The sequence below is a fragment of the Pseudomonas sp. TH32 genome, assembly GCF_016650855.1.
GTDB lineage: Bacteria > Pseudomonadota > Gammaproteobacteria > Pseudomonadales > Pseudomonadaceae > Aquipseudomonas.
The window spans coordinates 796,835-818,720 of sequence record NZ_JAEKFA010000002.1; the positions used below are offsets into that span (position 1 = coordinate 796,835).

The following is a 21,886-nucleotide window of genomic DNA, read 5'->3' on the forward strand; positions in this document are numbered from 1 at the left end:
TGACTCAATCTTCCTTCGGCACAACCCAGAAAATCTGCACGCCACCGTCATCGCGATAGGCGAGGGTGACGTTATCGTTTTCTGCAATTTCCTCCAGTAGTCGTGCCCACTCGTCTTCCGGTTCCTCCGGCAGACGAAAAATCAACGCCGCCTTGTTTTTTTGAGCGTTGGTGGAATTGATGATTTTCTGCACGCGAACGGCCAGGCGTTGGTAGGCGTCGGGAGCTGTGGGTGCTGCGGAAGAGGGCTTTGCCACGGAGCATTCCTTATTGGGCTGTACGTGCATACAGTATTTAACTGTGGGCAATTTCGCAACTGCTTAAAATTCAAGAAGTTCTTCTGACAGTGATTTTGCTGGTTTGGTGTAGGAGGGCTTTGTTTTTCAAGGACTTTTTGCGCGGGGGGGTAAAGCGGGGGAGGCTGGACCCGCTCGCGGTGAGCCACGAGCGGGATGGCCTAACCGTTACCGGTCAGGCCTGGGAGCGATCAATATTCCCAGAACATCCGTTGCAGCTCTTTGCTGTCCTGGGTCTTGGTCAGTGCGACCATTGCCAGGATGCGGGCTTTCTGCGGGTTCAGGTCGTGAGCAACCACCCAGTCGTATTTGTCGTCTGGTTGTTCGGCGTTACGCAGAACGAAACCGCCAGCATTCACGTGGGAAGAACGAATGATCTGCACGCCTTGCTTGCGCAGTTCCTGCAGGGCTGGCACCACCTTGGACGACACCGAACCATTGCCGGTACCGGCGTGGATGATGGCTTTCGCGCCGGCCTGTGCCAGGGCTTTGTAAGCGGTGTCGCTTACGTTGCCGTAGGAGTAGGCGATTTCGACGTCCGGCAGACTTTTGATGGTCTTGATGTCGAATTCCGAGTTCATGGTGTGGCGCTTGGCTGGCAGGCGGAACCAGTAGGATTTGCCTTCAACCACCATGCCCAGCGGGCCCCACGGGCTCTTGAACGCTTCAGTCTTGATGTTGATCATCTTGCTGACATCGCGACCCGACTGGATCTCGTCATTCATGGTCACCAGTACGCCTTTGCCGCGAGCGTCTTTGCTGCCGGCTACGGCAACGGCGTTGTACAGGTTGAGCATGCCGTCAGCCGACATGGCGGTGCCTGGGCGCATCGAGCCGACCACGACGATTGGCTTGTCGGTCTTTTCCACCAGGTTGAGGAAGTAGGCGGTCTCTTCCAGGGTGTCGGTGCCGTGGGTGATCACGATGCCATCGACGTCCTTGCTGTCGGCCAGCTCCGCAACGCGGCGACCCAGTTGCAGCAGGTTTTCATTGGTGATGCTTTCGGAGGCAATTTGCAACACTTGCTCGCCGCGAACATTAGCGATCTGGCTAAGCTCAGGAACGCCGGCAATCAGTTGTTCGATGCCGACTTTGGCGGCCTGGTAGGTCGCACTGTTGGCCGCGCTGGCGCCAGCGCCGGCGATGGTGCCACCGGTGGCGAGGATCACCACGTTGGACAGTTTTTGCTGGGTTTCAGCTTCTTTTGCCTGAGCGGCAACAGGGAACAACAGCAGGAGGGCTAACGCGCCCGGGACGAAAGTTTTCAACGCAGATTTCATTATTCTTCTCTCTAGTTTTTGATGAGTGCTGATGCAGGTTCATCTAGAAACACCCGGGCGGTTCTGAACGCCACGAGGTGCTGAGTAAGAGCAGGATTTGTACCAGCGGTATTTTGTTATTCAATAGAATTTAACTTATTGATTTATATCTATTTATATTTGATTTTCAGATGTGGGTTTCCGCTTCGTGTCCGGCTTTCCGAACAAAGCGGCGGGTTGGTGTTCGGTTGTCCGAAAGGGATGACGGAAAAGTGATGGAGTAATACGTGGCAGGCACACCGCGACCTGTCGTTTCAGAGAACGATCAAATGGCGTCGATGTTTAATGAGGGCAGCCAATGGCCGCGAGGGCAGGGCGTAGAGCGGATTCATGAAAAGGCTGTTTTCTCCCGTTGACAAATCTCGACAAGCTTCTCATAGTTTGACCTAACGCAAACGTTTGCGAGATGTTTCACGGGGTGCTCCTTGAGTGTCGTGAAAGCTCGTATCAGTCGCCCGGGTGGGATGACTGCCGAAGCGTTCTTCGGTGCAAGCGTTGCTCACAATAATCATAAGATCGGAGTGAACCCATGAAGCTGCCATTCGCTGGACGTCTTCTTGCTGTCGCTGTGCTTGCTGCCGCATCCGCTGCCCTGCCTCTTTCCTCTGCATTTGCCGCCGAGACCGCCGCCAAACCCAAGGTCGGCCTGGTCATGAAATCCCTCGCCAACGAATTCTTCGTCACCATGCAAGACGGTGCCAAGGAATACCAGAAGGCCCACGCCGCCGATTTCGACATGATCACCAACGGGATCAAGAACGAAACCGATACCGCTGCGCAGATCGATATCGTCAACCAGATGATCCTGTCCAAAGTTGACGCCATCGTCATTGCTCCGGCTGATTCGAAAGCCTTGGTCACCGTGCTGAAGAAGGCCTCGGACAAAGGCATCAAGATCGTCAACATCGACAACCGCCTCGACGTCGATGTGCTGAAAAGCAAATCCCTGAATATCCCGTTCGTAGGCCCGGACAACCGCAAGGGCGCACGCCTGGTGGGCGAAGAACTGGCCAAGCACCTCACCAAGGGTGATCAGGTTGGCATCATCGAAGGTGTGTCTACCACCACCAACGCCCAGCAGCGTACCGCGGGCTTCAAAGACGCGATGGACGCCGCCGGCATGAAGATCGTCTCCACCCAGTCCGGCGAGTGGGAAATCGACAAGGGCAACGCGATTGCCGCTGCGATGCTCCAGGCAAACCCGAACATCAAGGCGCTGCTGGCCGGTAACGACAACATGGCACTGGGCGCAGTCTCCGCTGTGCGTGGCGCTGGCAAGGCGGGCAAGGTGCTCGTGGTCGGCTACGACAACATCGAAGCGATCAAGCCGATGCTTCAGGATGGCCGTGTCCTGGCCACCGCCGACCAGGCCGCTGCCCAGCAAGCCGTTTTCGGTATCCAGAATGCTCTGAAGCTGGTCAAGGGTGAAAAAGTCGATGCCGTGGATGGCATGATCGAAACCCCGGTCGAACTCATCCTCAAGAAGTAATTTCCGGCAGCACAAAACAGCGTCCGCTCACCCTGAGCGGACGCCTGGAGACGTTCCTATGTCATCTTCCGCACCGAACGCTGTCCTCTCGGTCAGCGGTATCGGCAAGACCTATGCCCAGCCGGTTCTATCCGACATCACCCTGACGCTCAATCGTGGGGAAGTGTTGGCGCTTACCGGTGAGAATGGCGCGGGGAAAAGCACCCTGTCGAAGATCATCGGCGGGCTGGTCACACCGACCGACGGCCACATGCAGTTCAATGGCCAGGCCTACACGCCGGGCAGCCGGACCCAGGCAGAAGAGCAGGGCATCCGCATGGTCATGCAGGAGCTCAACCTGCTGCCGACCCTGACTGTCGCCGAAAACCTGTTCCTCGATAACCTGCCCAGCCACGGTGGCTGGATCAGCCGCAAGCAACTGCGCAAGGCTGCCATTGAAGCCATGGCTCAGGTGGGCCTGGACGCCATCGACCCGGACACGCTAGTCGGCAGCCTCGGCATCGGCCACCAACAGATGGTCGAGATTGCCCGCAACCTGATTGGCGATTGCCATGTATTGATCCTCGACGAACCCACGGCGATGTTGACTGCCCGTGAGGTCGAGATGCTGTTTGAACAAATCACCCGCCTGCAGGCCCGGGGCGTGGCGATCATCTATATTTCCCACCGGCTCGAAGAACTCGCCCGTGTCGCCCAGCGCATTGCGGTATTGCGGGACGGCAAGCTGGTGTGTGTCGAGCCGATGGCCAACTACAACAGTGAGCAACTGGTCACGCTGATGGTGGGTCGTGAGCTGGGCGAGAAAATCGACCTGGGCCCGCGCACCATCGGCGCGCCGCTGTTGACCGTAAAAGGCCTGACCCGCTCGGACAAGGTCCGCGATGTCTCGTTTGAAGTGCGTGCCGGCGAAATCTACGGCATTTCCGGCCTGATCGGTGCCGGTCGTACAGAATTGCTGCGCCTGATCTTCGGTGCCGACCTGGCCGACAGCGGCACCGTGGCCCTGGGCACGCCTGCGCAAGTCGTAAGCATTCGCTCGCCCGCCGACGCGGTCGGTCATGGCATCGCCCTGATCACCGAGGACCGTAAAGGTGAAGGCCTGCTGCTGACCCAATCCATCGGCGCCAATATTGCCTTGGGCAACATGCCGAAGGTGTCCAGCGCGGGCCTGGTGAACAGTCGTGACGAAACGGCCCTGGCCAAGCGCCAGGTCGACGCCATGCGCATCCGTAGCTCCAGCCCGGCGCAGTTGGTGTCCGAGCTGTCGGGCGGTAACCAGCAGAAGGTGGTGATTGGCCGCTGGCTGGAGCGTGACTGCGCGGTGATGCTGTTCGATGAGCCGACCCGGGGCATCGACGTCGGCGCCAAATTCGATATTTATGCCTTGCTCGGCGACCTGACCCGCCAGGGCAAGGCGCTGGTGGTGGTGTCCAGCGACCTGCGTGAGTTGATGCTGATCTGCGACCGTATCGGCGTGCTTTCCGCCGGGCGCCTGATCGAGACCTTCGAGCGCGACAGCTGGACCCAGGACGAATTGCTTGCCGCTGCTTTTGCCGGCTATCAGAAACGTGATGCGTTGCTCAACGATGCAGCGCCTAGGAATACCCCATGAAAACCACTTCCTCCCCCGCAAAACGTGGCGGCAACTTCTACGGCCTGGGTACCTACCTGGGCCTGGCCGGCGCGTTGCTGGCGATGATTGCGCTGTTCTCGTTCCTGAGCGACCACTTCCTCTCGTACGACACCTTCAGCACCCTGGCCAACCAGATTCCTGACCTGATGGTGTTGGCGGTCGGCATGACCTTTGTGCTGATCATCGGCGGCATCGACCTGTCGGTGGGCTCGGTGCTGGCCCTCGCTGCATCAGCGGTCAGCGTGGCGATTCTCGGCTGGGGCTGGAGTGTGTTGCCGGCCGCCGTGCTGGGCATGGGCTGCGCCGCGCTGGCCGGTACCATTACCGGTTCGATCACCGTGGCCTGGCGCATCCCGTCGTTCATCGTATCCCTCGGCGTGCTGGAAATGGCCCGTGGTGTGGCCTACCAGATGACTGGCTCGCGCACCGCCTATATCGGTGATTCGTTTGCCTGGCTGTCCAACCCGGTGGCCTTCGGTATTTCGCCCTCGTTCATCATCGCGTTGCTGGTGATCATCGCCGCGCAGCTTGTGCTGACGCGTACCGTGTTCGGTCGCTACCTGATCGGCATCGGTACCAACGAAGAGGCCGTGCGCCTGGCCGGGATCAATCCAAAGCCCTACAAGATTTTGGTGTTCAGCCTGATGGGCCTGTTGGCCGGCGTGGCGGCACTGTTCCAGATTTCGCGCCTGGAAGCGGCAGATCCCAACGCCGGTTCCGGCCTGGAGCTGCAAGTGATCGCTGCCGTGGTCATCGGCGGCACCAGCCTGATGGGCGGGCGTGGCTCGGTCATCAGCACGTTCTTCGGCGTACTGATTATCTCGGTATTGGCGGCAGGGCTGGCGCAGATTGGCGCCACCGAACCGACCAAACGTATCATCACCGGTGCCGTGATCGTGATCGCGGTCGTGCTGGATACGTACCGCAGCCAGCGCGCCAGTCGGCGAGCCTGAGCCATGGCAACGATCAAGGATGTGGCCGCGCTGGCGGGGATCTCCTACACCACGGTGTCCCATGTGGTGAACAAGACGCGTCCGGTCAGCGAGCCGGTACGAATCAAGGTCGAGGCGGCCATCAAGCAGCTCGACTATGTGCCCAGTGCGGTCGCACGGTCACTGAAGGCCAAGACCACCGCGACCATCGGCCTGTTGGTGCCCAACAGCCTCAACCCGTACTTTGCGGAGCTGGCCCGGGGCATCGAGGATTATTGCGAGCGTAACGGCTATTGCGTGATCCTCTGCAACTCCGATGACAATGCCGAAAAGCAGCGCAGCTACCTGCGGGTGCTGCTGGAAAAGCGCATCGACGGTTTGATCGTGACCTCGGTGGGCGGCGATGACAGCGGCCTGGCAACGGGCCTGAAAGCGGTGCGTACGCCCATGGTCATCGTCGACCGTGCACTGGACGGAATCGATGTCGACCTGGTGCGCATCGACCACGAACAGGGCGCTTACCTGGCGACCCGGCACTTGCTTGATCTGGGCCACCGCGACATTGCCTGCATTGGCGGCCCGAGCCACACCCGCGTGGCGCAGATGCGTATGGCGGGTTACTACCGAGCCCTGGCCGAAGCCAGGGTTGAGGTGTCGGCCGGGCGGGTACTGGAAAGTGATTTCACCAGCACCGGTGGCTATGCAGCTGCAGCGCAATTGCTGGCGGATAATCCCCCCAGCGCGATTTTTGCCGGCAACGACATGATCGGCTTCGGCGTATTACGCGCGGCTGCCGAGCGCAATATCCGCGTGCCCGGAGAGCTGTCGGTGATCGGCTTTGACGATATCCAGATGAGCCAGTACGTGTACCCGGCGCTGACCACGGTGGGCCAGTCGATCCTGCAGCTGGGAGAGATGGCGGCCGAGCTTTTACTGCGACGAATTGCGACACCCCAATTGCCGATCGATCAACGCATCGTGACGCCGAGTATTGTTCTGCGCGAGTCGACGGCGCCGTTGGCCGGTGTATTTGCCCAATACCGCTGAACCGAATTGATGAGTACTGATGTATGCCAGCAAAAGTAGTGGTAATAGGCAGCCTGAACATGGACCTGGTCACCCGGGCCAGCCGGCTGCCCCGCGCCGGTGAAACCCTGATCGGCCAATCATTTTCCACCGTCCCGGGCGGCAAGGGCGCGAACCAGGCGGTCGCTTCGGCGCGTCTTGGGGCCGAGGTCGCGATGGTCGGCTGTGTAGGCACCGATGCCTATGGCGTGCAATTGCGCGACGCGTTGGTGGTGGAAGGTATCGATTGCCAGTCCGTCAGCACCGTCGACGGTTCCAGCGGCGTGGCGCTGATCGTGGTGGATGACAGCAGCCAGAATGCGATCGTGATCGTCGCCGGCAGCAATGGCGAATTGACCCCGGCCAAATTACAGACATTTGACAGTGTGCTGCAGGCTGCCGACGTCATCGTCTGTCAGCTTGAGACACCGATGGACACCGTCGGCCATGCCCTCAAGCGCGGCCGCGAACTGGGCAAGACGGTGATCCTCAACCCGGCACCCGCCAGCGGTCCGTTGCCTGAGGACTGGTATGCCGCCATCGATTACCTGATTCCCAACGAAAGCGAAGCCTCGGCCTTGAGTGGTGTGGTGGTCGACTCACTGGACAGCGCCAAGGTCGCCGCCACGCGCCTGATCAAGGCCGGTGCCGGTAAAGTGATCATTACCCTCGGCTCCGAGGGTGCGTTGTTCGCCGATGGTCAAGGCTTTGAGCATCTGGTGGCGCCCAAGGTCAAGGCGGTCGATACCACAGCTGCCGGTGACACCTTCGTCGGTGGTTTTGCGGCGGCGCTGGCCAACGGCAAAAGCGAGGCCGAGGCCATTCGTTTTGGCCAGGTGGCGGCGGCGTTGTCCGTGACCCGTGCCGGTGCGCAACCCTCCATTCCTACATTGCATGACGTCCAAGGTTTTGTGCCCTCATGAAAAAGACTCCCTTGCTCAATATCGCGCTGTCGCGGGTGATTGCATCCCTTGGTCATGGCGACATTCTGGTGATCGGCGATGCCGGCCTGCCGGTGCCGCCGGGCGTCGAGTTGATCGACCTGGCGCTGACCAAAGGCATCCCGGATTTCGTCAGCACCCTGCGCATCGTGCTCAGCGAAATGCAGGTGGAAAGTCACGTGCTCGCTGAGGAAATCCTGCTCAAGCAACCGCCGGCCCTGACTGACCTCAATGCCCTGACCGAACAGGCTGCCCTCGGTGAGCGCCGCCTGGTCAGTCATGAAGAGTTCAAGCAGCTCAGCCGCAAAGCGAGGGCGGTGGTGCGCACGGGCGAGTGCCAGCCTTACTGCAATATCGCGCTGGTTTCCGGCGTAACGTTCTAGAATTTCCCAACGACAAGGAGTGCGTCATGCAACGTGGTACCCAAACCCTGCGACACCTGTTCCGGAGTGTGCTGCTTTTGTCCGTGCTAACCGCTGCAAGCGCCCACGGGGCGGAAAAAATCGACCTGATCATCGATACCGACCCCGGTGCCGACGACGTAGTGGCCTTGCTGTTCGCCATGGCTTCGCCCGATGAGCTGAAGATCCGTGCGCTGACCACCGTCGCCGGCAACGTGCGGCTGGACAAGACCTCCCGCAATGCGCGGCTGGCCCGCGAGTGGGCAGGGCGCGAAGAAATCCCGGTGTACGCCGGTGCACCAAAACCCATGCTGCGCACGCCGATCTATGCCGAAAACATCCACGGCAAGGAAGGCATCTCCGGCGTTACCGTGCATGAGCCGAAAAAAGGCCTGGCCGAAGGCAATGCCGTTGATTACCTGATCAAGACCCTCAGCAACGCCAAGCCCCACAGCATCACCATCGCCATGCTCGGCCCGCAGACCAACCTGGCGCTGGCATTGACCCAGGCACCGGAGATCACTCAAGGCATCAAGGAAGTGGTGGTGATGGGCGGCGCGCACTTCAATGGCGGCAACATTACGCCGGTGGCCGAGTTCAACCTGTTCGCGGACCCTATCGCGGCCGAGATCGTGCTCAAAAGCGGCGTCAAGCTGACTTACCTGCCGTTGGACGTGACCCACAAGGTCCTGACCAGCGACGCACGCCTGAAGCAAATCGCTGCGCTGAACAACAACGCGAGCAAGGTGGTTGGCGACATTCTCAATGAATACGTCAAGGGCGACATGGAGCACTACGGTATTCCAGGCGGCCCGGTGCATGACGCTACCGTGATTGCCTACCTGCTCAAGCCTTCGCTGTTCAGCGGCCGCGAGGTCAATGTGGTGGTGGACAGCCGTGAAGGCCCGACCTTCGGCCAGACTATCGTCGATTGGTACGACGGCCTGAAACAACCGAAGAACGCGTTCTGGGTTGAAAACGGCGATGCCCAGGGCTTCTTCGATCTGCTGACCGAACGTCTTGGCCGCCTGAAGTAAGCGGTTTACCGGTCGGCGTTCGTCGGCCGGGTCTTATTCGCGCTCGGGGTCTGGTGCCCCCATGTGATCGGCCGGGTATTTCTCGAATACCTGGCCGATAAATGCCTGCGCAGCCTGTGTCCCCATCTCCTTGACCAACAGGTCGATACCGATGATTGCCAACTCCTCCGGGCTGCCCGGGCTGTAGGAGCTCTGCCCGTGGGGCCACTTGGCTTTGATGTCGGCGTGGATCGTCACGATGGTCATGGGTGTCTCGCGAGGCTGAAAGGCGGCTGGTGCGTTTATCTGGCGTGGGGAGTTAACCATTTTGCGCGGCGTTTGGCACTGCTACTTAGGCATGAGGGGAGGGCTGTGCGACACTGTCCGCCTGTTTAATTGCCAGGGCAAACCGCGTGCAGATCGATTTGAACAACTCCGAGAACCTGACACTGGACGCTGTGCGACAGCTGCTTGCCTCCGCCAGTGACAACGTTCACACCCAATTGCGCGTCACCAAGGCCGGCATTGCCTACATCTCTTCCGGCGTGGTGGGCGGCGTTGATATCGACGGCCTGTTGTTCCGTCTGGAGACCTGGGCGGCGGGTTCCGGTTACGTCGGCAACGTCGCGGCCAGCGATGAGGTGTGGGTGATGCAGATTTTCAACGCACTCAAGCAGAACTGGCCAAATCCGCCGTTCGATTACATCGACATTTACTGAGTGCGCTCATATCTGGTGACGATTGATTCGCCAGTGTGAAGGGTCGACTCAGGCAGACTGGCCCACGGCCAATTGTGACAATTCTGAAACCAATCGGCCAAACCACGGTCGCACGATCTCTGTCCATTTTTTCTCAAAGGAGGCTTCATGCCTTGGAAGCTCGCATCATTCGGTACTTTGTTGGCTGCGCTCGCCTTGACGGGTTGCAGTACCCCGGGTACCTCTGAGCCAGCCAAAGACACTGCCGTGGCCGATGCTGGTCACAGCCGCTGTGAGGCGAAGGCTGCCGAGTTCGCAATCGGCCAGAAGGCTTCGCCGCAACTGCTGGAACAGGCCCGTAGCCGCGCCGGTGCGCAGAACGCACGCATTCTCAAGCCAGACGACATGGTCACCCTGGAATACCGCTCGGATCGCCTGAACCTCAACACCGATGACAATCTGGTGATCAACCGGGTTAACTGCGGCTGATTGCTTCAGCGCTTTTATCCAAGCCATAAAAAACCCCGTCACATGGACGGGGTTTTTTAGATCAGCGCAGAAATTACTCTGGGCGAACCTGTGCAGCTTGCATACCCTTTTGGCCTTTCTCAGCCACGAAGGAAACGGTTTGGCCTTCTTTCAGGCTTTTGAAACCGTCGCTTTCGATAGCTTTGAAGTGTACGAACAGGTCGTCACCGCCACCTTGAGGAGTGATGAAGCCGAAGCCTTTTTCATCGTTGAACCATTTAACGGTGCCGGTTTGGCGATTAGACATGGTGTATCTCCAAGAAACATATATTTTCAGTAGTGCTGTGCTGCTCAGGCCAACTGGGCACACCGAGCTATCATAGTCGAAATGTTCGGCTTGGGAGCCCCCCAAGGCATTGTTTGCTAACCAAACGCGTTGTGTTTCATGCCTTGGCTGGCTGAAAGCCCCGATCTACGGGGCTTTCAGGTGAAATATCAGCTGTTAAAAAAAGCCGTAAAAGCTGCGTAATTTGTGAGAAATGGCAGTTTTCGGGGCGTTTTTTGGCCCTTTAGCCGGTCTGGCGGGGCGTAAAAATTACTTTTTCTTCACGACCTTGCAAGACGAAATAGCGGCGACGGCCTTGTTCTTGAGCGCAGGATCCGCGTTCTGGTTGGTCATCAGCTCTTTGATCTCTGCACTGCTCAACTCGGCATTGATTTTGTCTGCGCCACATTCGCAATGGTCTTTGGCGGTTTTGGCATCAACACTTTGCTGGGCGGCTGCGCTGCAATCCTTGATGAATCCGTCCCGGGCACCGGCAGGCCAGTTCGAAGGGGCAGCGGCGTGCGCGCCAAGGGACATGAGGGTCAGGGATGCAGCGAGGGCGAAAGTCGAGGTAAAACGCATAATTAAATGCTCCTGGAGTCGTGGACGAACGGCGATTCTCGGTGTGTTTGAGGCTCGCCGTACAGTTCAAGTTCACTTTTGCCCCTAAAATCCGGGAATTTGCGTTTCGTGAAGCTGAGCCGGCGCCATGACCGTTCATCTGTGCTAGCATCTTTCGCTTGGCTATTTTCCGGCGCGCCCTTTGCCGCCTTGCCAAGGTCTTTTTTGTTTAACTCCAGTCACTCTGGTTCGATTATCGGTTGGCCGAAAGGCTCCTGCCGCTGTAAGGCAGGCGTTCATCACTGAACGGCCTGGTATTGGATCTTGTACTGGCTCATCCCAACCCACGTGACCTTTGGTAGGGGTCACCACTAGGAGAGGAGGCGCCATGCCAACTATTACTCTTCCCGACGGCAGTCAACGTTCATTCGATCATTCGGTTTCCGTAGCCGAGGTCGCCGCATCCATTGGTGCCGGCCTGGCCAAGGCCACCGTGGCCGGTAAAGTCGACGGCAAGCTGGTGGACGCCAGCGACATGATCACCGGCGATGCCAGCCTGCAAATCATTACGCCCAAGGATCAAGAGGGGCTGGAGATCATTCGCCACTCTTGCGCGCACCTGATTGGCCACGCGGTCAAGCAGCTGTACCCCACCGCGAAGATGGTCATCGGCCCGGTCATCGACGAAGGCTTCTATTACGACATCGCCTACGAGCGTCCTTTCACTCCGGACGACATGGCGGCCATCGAGCAGCGCATGCACGCGCTGATCGAGAAAGATTACGACGTCATCAAGAAAGTCACTCCGCGTGCCGAAGTGATCGACGTGTTCACTGCCCGCGGCGAAGACTACAAGCTGCGCCTGGTGGAAGACATGCCGGACGAGCAGGCCATGGGCCTGTATTACCACGAAGAATACGTCGACATGTGCCGTGGCCCGCACGTGCCGAACACGCGCTTCCTCAAGTCGTTCAAACTGACCAAGCTGTCGGGTGCCTACTGGCGCGGTGACGCTAAGAATGAACAACTGCAGCGGATCTACGGCACTGCCTGGGCTGACAAAAAGCAGCTGGCGGCCTACATCCAGCGCATCGAAGAAGCCGAAAAACGCGACCACCGCAAGATCGGCAAGCGCCTGAACCTGTTCCATCTCCAGGAAGAAGCGCCGGGCATGGTGTTCTGGCACCCGAACGGCTGGACCCTGTACCAGGTGCTTGAGCAGTACATGCGCAAGGTTCAACGCGACAACGGCTACCTGGAAATCAAGACGCCGCAAGTCGTTGACCGCAGTCTGTGGGAGAAATCCGGGCACTGGGCCAACTACGCCGACAACATGTTCACCACCCAGTCGGAAAACCGCGACTACGCCATCAAGCCGATGAACTGCCCGTGCCACGTACAGGTGTTCAACCAGGGCCTGAAGAGCTACCGCGAGTTGCCGATGCGTCTGGCCGAGTTCGGTGCCTGCCACCGTAACGAGCCGTCGGGTGCACTGCACGGCATCATGCGTGTGCGTGGCTTCACTCAGGATGACGCCCACATCTTCTGCACCGAAGAGCAGATGCAGGCTGAATCCGCTGCGTTCATCAAGCTGACCATGGACGTGTACCGCGATTTCGGCTTCACCGAAGTCGAAATGAAGCTGTCCACTCGTCCGGAAAAACGCGTCGGTTCCGACGAGCTATGGGATCGCGCCGAGTCGGCACTGGCTGCAGCGCTCGACAGTGCGGGGCTTGCGTACGACCTGCAGCCGGGCGAGGGCGCGTTCTACGGTCCGAAGATCGAGTTCTCGCTGAAAGATTGCCTTGGACGTGTCTGGCAGTGTGGTACCCTGCAGCTCGATTTTAACCTGCCGATCCGTTTGGGAGCCGAATACGTCTCCGAAGACAACAGCCGTAAACACCCGGTTATGCTGCACCGGGCGATCCTCGGCTCGTTCGAACGGTTCGTCGGGATCCTGATCGAGCACTACGAGGGTGCATTCCCTGCGTGGCTGGCTCCGACCCAGGCAGTGATCATGAATATCACTGATAAACAGGCAGATTTTGCCGCTGAAGTTGAAAAAACTCTCAATGAAAGCGGGTTTCGTGCCAAGTCCGACTTGAGAAATGAAAAGATCGGCTTTAAAATCCGCGAGCATACTTTGCTCAAGGTTCCCTATCTTTTGGTTATCGGAGATCGGGAAGTCGAGATGCAGACTGTCGCTGTGCGTACTCGTGAAGGTGCTGACCTGGGCTCGATGCCCGTCGCCCAGTTCGCTGAGTTCCTCGCGCAAGCGGTTTCCCGGCGTGGTCGCCCAGATTCGGAGTAATTATTATTAAGCGTGAAATGAGACAAGATAAACGAGCTGCACCGAAAGCCCCGATCAACGAGAATATCTCGGCACGCGAGGTTCGGTTAATTGGCGCTGACGGCGAGCAGATTGGCATCGTCTCGATTGATGAAGCGCTTCGTATTGCTGAAGAGTCCAAATTGGACCTGGTGGAAATCTCCGCCGACGCAATCCCGCCCGTTTGCCGGGTGATGGACTACGGCAAGTCGATCTTCGAAAAGAAGAAGCAGATTGCCGCGGCGAAGAAGAACCAGAAGCAGATTCAAGTAAAAGAAATCAAGTTTCGTCCAGGGACGGAGGAAGGGGATTACCAGGTAAAACTGCGCAACCTGGTACGTTTCCTGAGTGATGGGGACAGGGCCAAGGTATCCTTGCGATTCCGCGGCCGTGAGATGGCCCATCAGGAGCTGGGGATGGAACTCCTCAAGCGGGTTGAAGCTGACCTGCTCGAGTACGGTTCGGTCGAACAGCATCCTAAGATGGAAGGACGCCAGCTTATTATGGTCATCGCCCCGAAAAAGAAGAAGTAATCAATAGGGCACGGCAGGCCTTCTGATTATGTTTATCAACTGAATGCGGAGTACCGAACATGCCAAAGATGAAAACTAAAAGTGGTGCTGCTAAGCGGTTTCTGAAAACTGCTAACGGTATCAAGCACAAGCACGCTTTCAAGAGCCACATCCTGACTAAAATGTCGACCAAGCGTAAGCGTCAACTGCGCGGTAGCAGCTTGCTGCATCCGTCTGACGTGGCAAAAGTCGAGCGCATGCTGCGCCTTCGTTAATTTTAGTCAAGAATAGAGGAAGTAACTCATGGCTCGTGTAAAGCGTGGCGTCATGGCGCGTAAGCGCCACAAGAAAATTCTGAAACTTGCTAAAGGCTACTACGGCGCGCGTTCACGCGTATTCCGTGTTGCCAAGCAAGCGGTTATTAAGGCTGGCCAATACGCCTACCGTGACCGTCGTCAGAAAAAACGTCAGTTCCGCGCTCTGTGGATCGCTCGTATCAACGCCGGTGCACGTGTTAACGGTCTGTCCTACAGCCGTTTCATTGCTGGCCTGAAGAAAGCGTCCATCGAGATCGACCGTAAGGTTCTGGCTGATCTGGCAGTGAACGAAAAAGCGGCGTTTGCTGCGATTGTCGAGAAAGCTAAAGCCACCTTGGCTTAAGTACCCCCGACAGTCACCCTGGGCCGCTTTCGTGGCCCAAGGTGTTAAACGTCTTAAATAGGGGAAGAGCCTTCAAGCTCTTCCCCTATTTTGTATCTGGAGTCTGTACATGGAAAACCTGGATGCGCTGGTCTCTCAAGCACTAGAGGCTGTGCAAAGCGCAGAAGATATCAATGCCCTGGAGCAAATCCGGGTTCACTACCTTGGCAAAAAGGGTGAATTGACTCAGGTGATGAAGACCCTGGGGAATTTGCCGGCTGAAGAGCGTCCGCAAGTCGGCGCGCTGATCAACGTGGCCAAGGAGCGTGTTACAGAGGTTCTCAATGCGCGCAAGGCGTCGCTCGAGGAGGCCGATCTTGCGGCCAAACTCGCCGCCGAGTCCATTGACGTGACCCTGCCTGGCCGTGGCCAGACCTCGGGCGGTCTGCATCCGATTACCCGGACTCTGGAACGTATCGAGCAGTTCTTCACCCACATCGGCTACGGCATTGCCGAAGGCCCTGAGGTCGAAGACGACTATCACAACTTCGAGGCGCTCAACATCCCAGGCCATCACCCGGCCCGGTCGATGCATGACACCTTCTATTTCAATGCGAACATGCTGCTGCGCACCCATACCTCGCCGGTACAGGTCCGCACCATGGAATCGCAGAAGCCGCCGATCCGCATCGTCTGCCCAGGCCGTGTGTACCGCAGCGACTCCGATATCACCCACTCGCCGATGTTCCACCAGGTCGAAGGCCTGCTGGTTGATCGCGACATCAACTTCGCCGACCTCAAAGGCACCATCGAAGAGTTCCTGCGGGTGTTCTTCGAGAAAGAGCTGGCGGTGCGTTTCCGTCCATCGTTCTTCCCGTTCACCGAGCCATCCGCTGAAGTCGACATGGAATGCGTGATGTGCAGCGGTAAAGGCTGCCGCGTCTGCAAACAGACCGGCTGGCTGGAAGTGATGGGTTGCGGCATGGTTCACCCCAACGTGCTGCGCATGTCCGGGATCGACCCGGAAGAATTCTCGGGCTTTGCCTTCGGCATGGGCGTTGAGCGTCTGGCCATGCTGCGTTACGGCGTGAACGACTTGCGTCTGTTCTTCGACAACGACTTGCGGTTCCTCGCGCAATTTCGCTAGTCGTAACGGATCTTTAGGAGAGCAGGATGAAATTCAGTGAACAATGGCTGCGTGGCTGGGTAAGCCCGCAGGTAAGTCGCGACGAGCTGGTTGCCCGTCTGTCGATGGCCGGCCTTGAGGTCGATAGCGTTACGCCGGCCGCCGGTGTTTTCAGTGGCGTGGTAGTGGGCGAGGTGCTGAGCACCGAGCAGCACCCTGACGCCGACAAATTGCGTGTATGCCAGGTCAGCAATGGCGCGGAAACTTTCCAGGTCGTGTGCGGAGCGCCCAACGTGCGCCCGGGCCTGAAAATCCCGTTCGCCATGATCGGTGCCGAGCTGCCGGGCGACTTCAAGATCAAGAAGGCCAAGCTGCGTGGCGTTGAATCCAACGGCATGCTGTGTTCCCAGGCAGAGCTGCAGGTCGGTGAAGGCAATGATGGCCTGATGGAGCTGCCGGCCGACGCGCCAGTGGGCCAGGACATCCGTGTCTACCTGGAGCTGGAAGACGCCAGCATCGAGGTCGACCTGACCCCGAACCGCGGCGACTGCCTGTCCCTGGCTGGCCTGGCACGTGAAGTGGGCGCACTGTACGCCGCGGCCGTGACCCGCCCAGTGGTTGCAGCGGTACCTGCCGTGCACGACGAAGTACGTTCGATCGAAGTGCTGGCACCCAACGCCTGCCCGCGTTACCTGGGTCGTGTGATCCGTAATGTCGACCTGTCGAAGCCAACCCCGCTGTGGATGGTTGAGCGTCTGCGTCGCTCCGAAGTGCGCAGCATTGATGCTGCCGTCGACATCACCAACTACGTGATGCTGGAGCTGGGCCAACCGCTGCACGCATTCGATCTCGCCGAAATCAACGGCGGCATCCGCGTGCGCATGGCCGAGGAAGGCGAGAAGCTGGTGCTGCTCGACGGCCAGGAAGTCAGCCTGCGCGCCGACACCCTGGTGATTGCTGACCATTCCCGCGCCCTGGCGATTGCCGGCGTGATGGGTGGCGAGCACAGCGGCGTGTCCGCAACCACTCGCGACATCTTTCTCGAAAGCGCTTTCTTCGATCAGATCGCCATCGCTGGCAAGGCCCGTTCCTACGGCCTGCACACCGACGCCTCGCACCGCTACGAGCGTGGCGTGGACTGGCAGCTGGCCCGTGAAGCCATGGAGCGCGCCACTGGCCTGCTGCTGGAAATCACTGGTGGCGAAGCCGGCCCGATCATCGAAACCGTCAGCGAACAGCACCTGCCGTCGGTTGCACCGATCATCCTGCGCGCCAAGGCCGTTGAGCAAATGCTCGGCCTGGTGATCGAGCCGGTTGAAATCGAGCGCCTGCTGTCGGCACTCGGCCTCGGCATCTCGGCCGGTGAAGCAGGGCAGTGGCACGTAGAAGTGCCAAGCCATCGCTTCGATATCAGCCTGGAAGTCGACCTGATCGAAGAACTGGCCCGCCTGTACGGCTACAACCGCCTGCCGGTTCGTTACCCGCAAGCGCGCCTGGCGCCGCAGCCGAAAGCCGAAGCCCGTGCACACCTGCCGGAACTGCGTCGCCTGCTGGTTGCCCGTGGTTATCAGGAAGCGGTGACCTACAGCTTCATCGATCCAAAGCAATTCGAACTGTTCAACCCGGGTGTCGAGCCGCTGTTGCTGGCTAACCCGATCTCCAACGACATGGCCGCCATGCGCTCGTCGCTGTGGCCGGGTCTGGTGAAGGCGCTGTCCCACAACCTGAACCGTCAGCAAGACCGCGTGCGCATGTTCGAAAGCGGGCTGCGTTTTGTCGGTCAGTTGGATGGCCTGAAACAAGAGCCGATGCTGGCTGGCGTGGTTTGCGGCAGCCGTCTGCCGGAAGGCTGGGCACAAGGTCGCGACACCGTCGACTTCTTCGACGTCAAGGCTGATGTGGAAGCGGTGCTGGGCTTTGCCGGTGCGCTGGATGCCTTCACTTTCACCCCTGGCAAACACCCGGCGTTGCACCCGGGCCAGACCGCCCGTATCGAACGTGAAGGTCGCCTGGTGGGCTTCGTTGGCGCGATTCACCCGGAACTGTCGAAAACCTTGGGGCTGGACCGTCCAGTCTTCGTTTTTGAGCTAGTCTTGGCTGAAGTGGCCTCGGGCAAAATGCCTAAATTCAGCGAGTTGTCGCGTTTCCCTGAAGTACGACGTGATCTGGCGCTGATTGCCGATCAAGGTGTTGCGGCCAGTGCTGTTCTGGACGTAATCCGTGAAAATGCAGGGGAATGGCTGACAGACCTCAGGCTATTTGACGTCTATCAGGGTAAAGGCATTGATCCGCATAGAAAAAGCCTTGCAGTTGGCTTGACCTGGCAGCATCCATCGCGCACTCTTAATGACGATGAGGTGAATACGACGACGCAAAATATCCTCACCTCGCTCGAACAAAGGTTGAACGCCACGTTAAGGAAGTGACGTATGGGGGCTTTGACGAAAGCTGAGATGGCGGAACGTCTGTATGAAGAGCTGGGCCTGAACAAGCGCGAGGCCAAGGAATTGGTCGAGCTGTTCTTTGAAGAAATCAGGCACGCACTTGAAGACAACGAACAGGTCAAATTGTCCGGTTTCGGCAATTTTGACCTGCGGGACAAACGCCAGCGGCCTGGCCGCAATCCAAAAACGGGAGAAGAAATCCCGATCACGGCTCGCCGTGTGGTCACCTTTCGTCCAGGGCAGAAGTTGAAGGCCCGAGTTGAGGCTTATGCTGGAACCAAGTCATAACGACGAACTGCCCGTCATCCCAGGCAAACGCTACTTCACCATCGGTGAAGTCAGCGAGCTCTGTGCGGTAAAACCGCACGTGCTGCGCTATTGGGAGCAGGAGTTTCCTCAACTCAACCCCGTCAAACGCACCGGGAACCGTCGGTATTATCAGCGCCAGGATGTGCTGATGATCCGACAGATCCGCGCGTTGCTGTACGACCAGGGGTTCACCATCAGCGGCGCGCGCCAGCGTATGTCCGGTGATGAAGCCAAAGACGACACCACCCAATACAAGCAAATGATCCGCCAGATGATCTCCGAACTCGAAGATGTGCTGGTGGTTTTGAAGAAGTAATTCCGGCTTTTAAAATACTTCCACATTTCAAAAGCTTGCGGTATATTCCTGATCGCTTCGTTGCGAAGCGAACCCAGTAACACGCCTAGTCGGGGCGTAGCGCAGTCCGGTAGCGCACTAGCATGGGGTGCTAGGGGTCGAGTGTTCGAATCACTCCGTCCCGACCATATAATTCAAGGGGTTGCGAGATTTTATCTCGCGACCCCTTTTTGTTTTTTGGCGTTTTTACCCCTACAAACCGGCTGGCTCTAAGTGGAATCTACAGCGCATAATGCTGGCAGATTTAACGTAGCAACGCAGACTTCAAAACGGCCCATGCGTTTTCACGCAGCCTGGGCCAAAGATGCCGGTCGTCGATCACAGCATTCTGTAATCCCCAGTCTTGGCGTTGCGGGCGGCCGTCCGTGAAACGCTATTGCGCAGCGTAACTGACCTCTCTCCAACGGTATTAGCCTTCAGTTTAAAAGGATGTGAACAAGTAGCTTGCGATCAAGCGTGTCTCGTCAATATCTCTGGCAGCGTCACTTCGATAAGTTGCATTCCGTAATCGCACAGAGAACCCCTTCAACGATCCCTGGAAGGCGTAGTTTACGTCCACATCTCGCTCCCACTCTTTCTCGGCACCGACCGTCTTCAGACCGTCTCCCCGGATATAGGCAGTGAAAAAGCTCAATCCTGGGATACCCATGGCTGCGAAGTCGTAACCATACCGCAGCTGCCAGCTACGTTCGCCAGCGCTTCCGAAGTCGTGGTACTGAACGTAGTTGGGCAGGTAGGGGTTATTGATGTAAGGAAAGCCCGTAGCACCGCCCATGACTTGGTAGGTCGCCATGACGCTATGCCCATTGTCCAGGGCGTAGCCGAGCGCGCCAGCGTATGCGCGGTTATCAACCTCTCCTGCTTTAGCTGCGCCAACATCACGACTTGAGAAAGCACGCAGGTCAGTGGTCAACGTACCTTTGCCGAGGCGCGTGTTGTGTATCAACCCAGCGAACTGCTGGCGGTACACATCATCAAGCTCGCCATAAAAGTACGTTGCACTTAGCGCTGGCGTCAGCTTGTAGGTCCCGCCGCCATATCGATAGTTATCGCCGATACCGGTTGCACGATAGCGACCGTCTTTCACCGCGAGGGTGATGTCCTGAAGGTCGGTAGAGTCGGGCGTAATCGTCTTATCGAATTGAGCCAGGTTCAAGGTCAGGCGATCTACGTCGGTAGAGTTGATCTGCCAGCCCTGGAATGTCTGAGGAAGCAGTCGACTGTTGTTGTACTGAAGAACCGGAACCTTTGGCAATGACATTCCATAGCGCAAGGATGTCTGAGATATTTTGAGTTTGACGCCATAGCCTGCTTTTGAATATTCATCAACGGCCTCACCGGAAGCCCGTTTGGGGAGGAGGCCGCTACCGGAACGGTCTGGGCTCGAGTCCAGTTTGTAGCCCGCAAACACCAGTGCGTCGACGCCAAAGCCGATGATTCCCGGTGTGTATCCCGACTCATAGTTGAGCAAAAAACCTTGAGCCCATTCTTCTCTTTTGGAGACGCCCGTTCCCTGACGAAAATCCCCGTTGTAGTAGAAGTTTCGTGCTTCCAGGCGAATCTTGCTGTCCGCGATAAAGTCATCGGCCATTGAGGTGTCGATGGAGATAAGTACAGGTGTGAGCAAAGCAACATATAAGGCGCGGTTCATTTTTATTATTTTCCTGACGCAGGGAGTCGCTGCTCGGTGCTGGACCGAACAGGGACTGTTTAGAAATGGTGTGATCGATAGAGCAGAAGTTTTACGGTTTGGTGCCAAGTTCCAGAGCGAGCTTGTCGCGATCCAGTTCTTTTTCCCACGCTGAGACAACCAATGCGGCAACGCCGTTACCCACCAGGTTAGTCATGGCAAGTCCGGTGCCCATGAAGCGGTGGATACCCAGAATCAATACCATGCCCGCCACCGGTACAAGCGGCACCACCATCAAGGTGCTGGTCAACATGACGAAGGCTGCCCCTGACACACCGCTGGCACCTTTGGAGGTGAGCATGGCCACGATGACTAACGTCAGTTGCTGAGAAAGTGACAGGTCGATATTCAGCGCTTGAGCGATGAACAGCACCGACATCGTCAGATAGATGTTGGTACCGTCGAGGTTGAAGGAATAACCCGTGGGAATAACCAGCCCGACGACAGGTTTGGAGCAGCCCAGTCGTTCCATTTTTTCCATGATCTGAGGCAGAACGACTTCCGACGAACTGGTGCCGAGAACGACCAACAACTCCTCTTTGATATAAGAGATAAAGCGCAGGATGCTGAACCCGCAAATTTTCGCGACTCCACCCAGCACCACAATCACGAACAACGCGCACAAAATGTAGAAGCTGCCCACCAGTTTCATGAGAGGGAGAAGTGCGCCGACGCCGTAAGTACCGACGGTGAACGCGATGGCGCCGAATGCACCGATGGCGGAAAGCTTGGCGATGATATGCACGATGCGAAAGAACACACCCGACAGACCTTCGATCATGTCGTAGACCGGTTTGCCTTTCTCTCCCATGGCTGACAAGGCGCACCCGAAGAGTACGGAGACCAGCAATATGCAAAGCACATTCCCTTCAGCAAAGGCCTGAACAAACGTCGAGGGGATGATCCCCATCAGAAATTCGACCATGTGCATGTGCTGAGCTTTCTCGGCGAACCCGGTGACCGCCGACGCGTCCAGCGAATTCACATCCACATTGAAACCTGCACCTGGACTAAACAGGTGACCACCGATAAGGCCGATCAGCAGTGAAACAGTGGAGATGACTTCGAAGTAGAGCAGTGCTTTCCCTCCGACTCGACCCACTTTTTCAAATCGCGCATACCGGCGATGCCGGTAACGACTGTGCAGAAAACCACAGGGCCGATAATCATCTTGATCAGCTTGATGAACGCATCGCCCAGCGGCTTGAGGTCGGCAGCAAAGGTGGGCCAGAAGTGGCCGACGGCGACTCCCGCGATAATCCCCAAAAGGACTTGAAAGTACATCGCGCGATAGAAGGGCGGCTTAGTCTTCACCTTGATAGGAATGCTTACGTTTACC

General features: G+C 57.9%; 23 protein-coding genes, 1 tRNA gene and 1 pseudogene. 18 read left to right on the plus strand and 7 right to left on the minus strand.

From position 1 onward, the window contains the following. Positions 1 to 4: 4 nt before the first annotated feature. Together JFV30_RS07470 and JFV30_RS07475 are read right to left on the minus strand one after the other, a co-directional pair. Positions 5 to 256, minus strand: coding sequence for a DUF1654 domain-containing protein (locus JFV30_RS07470; protein ID WP_010175649.1), 252 nt, complete (start codon positions 254 to 256; stop codon positions 5 to 7). 230 nt (positions 257 to 486) lie between these two features. Further along, entirely contained in the window at positions 487 to 1,575 is a 1,089-nt protein-coding gene (locus tag JFV30_RS07475; protein WP_003219965.1) for an asparaginase, read from the minus strand. 568 nt (positions 1,576 to 2,143) lie between these two features. Between JFV30_RS07475 and JFV30_RS07480 the strand changes: the two genes are divergently transcribed. Genes JFV30_RS07480 through JFV30_RS07510 form a run of 7 tightly spaced genes read left to right on the plus strand, consistent with a single transcriptional unit; the run spans position 2,144 to position 9,112 of the window. Continuing rightward, positions 2,144 to 3,103, plus strand: a complete 960-nt coding sequence (locus JFV30_RS07480) for a sugar ABC transporter substrate-binding protein (protein WP_201122794.1) — start codon at positions 2,144 to 2,146, stop codon at positions 3,101 to 3,103. Positions 3,104 to 3,161: 58 nt separating this feature from the next. After that, positions 3,162 to 4,715: a sugar ABC transporter ATP-binding protein gene (locus JFV30_RS07485; protein ID WP_010175644.1), complete on the plus strand. Its 1,554-nt coding sequence runs from the start codon at positions 3,162 to 3,164 to the stop codon at positions 4,713 to 4,715. Beyond that, positions 4,712 to 5,689, plus strand: a complete 978-nt coding sequence (locus JFV30_RS07490) for an ABC transporter permease (protein WP_003219960.1) — start codon at positions 4,712 to 4,714, stop codon at positions 5,687 to 5,689. The genes JFV30_RS07485 and JFV30_RS07490 overlap by 4 nt, the downstream gene beginning before the upstream one ends. A gap of 3 nt (positions 5,690 to 5,692) precedes the next feature. Continuing rightward, on the plus strand, positions 5,693 to 6,715 hold the full coding sequence (locus tag JFV30_RS07495; RefSeq protein WP_201122796.1) for a LacI family DNA-binding transcriptional regulator: 1,023 nt from the start codon (positions 5,693 to 5,695) through the stop codon (positions 6,713 to 6,715). 23 nt (positions 6,716 to 6,738) lie between these two features. Further along, positions 6,739 to 7,656: a ribokinase gene (rbsK, locus tag JFV30_RS07500; RefSeq protein ID WP_201122798.1), complete on the plus strand. Its 918-nt coding sequence runs from the start codon at positions 6,739 to 6,741 to the stop codon at positions 7,654 to 7,656. Continuing rightward, the gene (rbsD, locus tag JFV30_RS07505; protein WP_010175637.1) at positions 7,653 to 8,057 is read left to right on the plus strand and encodes a D-ribose pyranase; all 405 of its coding nucleotides are present in this window, start codon (positions 7,653 to 7,655) and stop codon (positions 8,055 to 8,057) included. Before rbsK ends, rbsD begins: the two co-directional genes overlap by 4 nt. A 26-nt stretch (positions 8,058 to 8,083) precedes the next feature. Then, positions 8,084 to 9,112, plus strand: a complete 1,029-nt coding sequence (locus tag JFV30_RS07510) for a nucleoside hydrolase (RefSeq protein ID WP_201122800.1) — start codon at positions 8,084 to 8,086, stop codon at positions 9,110 to 9,112. Between the two features lie 33 nt (positions 9,113 to 9,145). On the opposite strand, the gene JFV30_RS07515 is transcribed toward JFV30_RS07510, so the two are convergent. Next, positions 9,146 to 9,358, minus strand: coding sequence for a hypothetical protein (locus JFV30_RS07515; protein WP_010175634.1), 213 nt, complete (start codon positions 9,356 to 9,358; stop codon positions 9,146 to 9,148). Positions 9,359 to 9,504: 146 nt separating this feature from the next. Here JFV30_RS07515 and JFV30_RS07520 point away from each other — a divergent pair, with 146 nt between their 5' ends. Together JFV30_RS07520 and JFV30_RS07525 are read left to right on the plus strand one after the other, a co-directional pair. Further along, complete coding sequence (locus JFV30_RS07520; protein WP_201122802.1) at positions 9,505 to 9,810, plus strand: hypothetical protein; 306 nt, start codon at positions 9,505 to 9,507, stop codon at positions 9,808 to 9,810. Between the two features lie 147 nt (positions 9,811 to 9,957). After that, positions 9,958 to 10,278, plus strand: coding sequence for an I78 family peptidase inhibitor (locus tag JFV30_RS07525; protein ID WP_010175633.1), 321 nt, complete (start codon positions 9,958 to 9,960; stop codon positions 10,276 to 10,278). Positions 10,279 to 10,351: 73 nt separating this feature from the next. On the opposite strand, the gene JFV30_RS07530 is transcribed toward JFV30_RS07525, so the two are convergent. Continuing rightward, complete coding sequence (locus tag JFV30_RS07530; protein WP_003179963.1) at positions 10,352 to 10,564, minus strand: cold-shock protein; 213 nt, start codon at positions 10,562 to 10,564, stop codon at positions 10,352 to 10,354. Between the two features lie 288 nt (positions 10,565 to 10,852). Continuing rightward, complete coding sequence (locus JFV30_RS07535; RefSeq protein WP_201126144.1) at positions 10,853 to 11,167, minus strand: hypothetical protein; 315 nt, start codon at positions 11,165 to 11,167, stop codon at positions 10,853 to 10,855. Positions 11,168 to 11,531: 364 nt separating this feature from the next. On the opposite strand from JFV30_RS07535, the gene thrS reads away from it, so the two are divergent. The 9 genes from thrS to JFV30_RS07580 all read left to right on the plus strand — a co-directional run bounded on the left by thrS (position 11,532) and on the right by JFV30_RS07580 (position 18,985). Then, positions 11,532 to 13,454: a threonine--tRNA ligase gene (thrS, locus tag JFV30_RS07540; RefSeq protein ID WP_201122804.1), complete on the plus strand. Its 1,923-nt coding sequence runs from the start codon at positions 11,532 to 11,534 to the stop codon at positions 13,452 to 13,454. Continuing rightward, positions 13,454 to 14,005 carry a translation initiation factor IF-3 gene (gene infC, locus JFV30_RS07545; RefSeq protein ID WP_169875357.1) on the plus strand — a complete coding sequence of 184 codons (552 nt, stop codon included), beginning with the start codon at positions 13,454 to 13,456 and terminating at the stop codon, positions 14,003 to 14,005. The genes thrS and infC overlap by 1 nt, the downstream gene beginning before the upstream one ends. Before the next feature lie 59 nt (positions 14,006 to 14,064). After that, positions 14,065 to 14,259: a 50S ribosomal protein L35 gene (gene rpmI / locus JFV30_RS07550; protein ID WP_002553160.1), complete on the plus strand. Its 195-nt coding sequence runs from the start codon at positions 14,065 to 14,067 to the stop codon at positions 14,257 to 14,259. 28 nt (positions 14,260 to 14,287) lie between these two features. Continuing rightward, a complete protein-coding gene (rplT, locus tag JFV30_RS07555) occupies positions 14,288 to 14,644 on the plus strand; it encodes a 50S ribosomal protein L20 (protein WP_003219940.1) in 357 nt (118 codons plus the stop codon). 109 nt (positions 14,645 to 14,753) lie between these two features. Then, the gene (pheS, locus tag JFV30_RS07560) at positions 14,754 to 15,770 is read left to right on the plus strand and encodes a phenylalanine--tRNA ligase subunit alpha (RefSeq protein ID WP_003219939.1); all 1,017 of its coding nucleotides are present in this window, start codon (positions 14,754 to 14,756) and stop codon (positions 15,768 to 15,770) included. Between the two features lie 26 nt (positions 15,771 to 15,796). Then, entirely contained in the window at positions 15,797 to 18,175 is a 2,379-nt protein-coding gene (gene pheT / locus JFV30_RS07565) for a phenylalanine--tRNA ligase subunit beta (RefSeq protein WP_201122807.1), read from the plus strand. Positions 18,176 to 18,178: 3 nt separating this feature from the next. Beyond that, a complete protein-coding gene (gene ihfA, locus JFV30_RS07570; protein WP_002553164.1) occupies positions 18,179 to 18,481 on the plus strand; it encodes an integration host factor subunit alpha in 303 nt (100 codons plus the stop codon). Further along, positions 18,462 to 18,818 carry a MerR family transcriptional regulator gene (locus JFV30_RS07575; RefSeq protein WP_003219935.1) on the plus strand — a complete coding sequence of 119 codons (357 nt, stop codon included), beginning with the start codon at positions 18,462 to 18,464 and terminating at the stop codon, positions 18,816 to 18,818. Before ihfA ends, JFV30_RS07575 begins: the two co-directional genes overlap by 20 nt. A gap of 90 nt (positions 18,819 to 18,908) precedes the next feature. After that, positions 18,909 to 18,985: transfer RNA gene (locus JFV30_RS07580), tRNA-Pro, on the plus strand. Between the two features lie 293 nt (positions 18,986 to 19,278). On the opposite strand, the gene JFV30_RS07585 is transcribed toward JFV30_RS07580, so the two are convergent. Together JFV30_RS07585 and JFV30_RS07590 are read right to left on the minus strand one after the other, a co-directional pair. Then, on the minus strand, positions 19,279 to 20,508 hold the full coding sequence (locus JFV30_RS07585) for an OprD family porin (protein WP_201122809.1): 1,230 nt from the start codon (positions 20,506 to 20,508) through the stop codon (positions 19,279 to 19,281). A gap of 91 nt (positions 20,509 to 20,599) precedes the next feature. Beyond that, positions 20,600 to 21,831 (minus strand): annotated as a pseudogene (locus JFV30_RS07590) (dicarboxylate/amino acid:cation symporter). Between the last annotated feature and the right edge of the window lie 55 nt (positions 21,832 to 21,886).